Below are 249 nucleotides of genomic sequence, written 5' to 3'. Positions count from 1 at the left end.
GATCTCGGTCATCAGCAGTTCGGTGTCCAGCGCCCGTTGTTCGGCATGTGCCGCGGACAGCCCGGCCACCACGGCCTGTTCGATGTCCGCGCCAGAGAAACCATCGCTGGCCGCCGCCAGCGCCGGCAGCGCGAAATCGTCGGCATGGAGCGTGCGCCGGCCCAGGTGCAGCCGCAGCAGCTCTACCCGGGTGTTGGCAGCGGGCAGGTCGACGAAGAAGATCTCGTCGAAGCGGCCGGTGCGCAGCAG

Annotated in this window: 1 pseudogene; it reads right to left on the bottom strand. The window is 69.1% G+C overall.

Annotated features, from left to right (window positions below):
* Positions 1-249, bottom strand: a pseudogene (locus ACQG3P_RS21165) (AAA family ATPase); the annotation flags it as partial.

The organism is Stenotrophomonas sp. SrG (assembly GCF_050031795.1).
Lineage (GTDB): Bacteria > Pseudomonadota > Gammaproteobacteria > Xanthomonadales > Xanthomonadaceae > Stenotrophomonas > Stenotrophomonas rhizophila_A.
The sequence above is the reverse complement of the archived record's forward strand: the minus strand, read 5'-3'. Positions and strand labels throughout refer to the sequence as shown.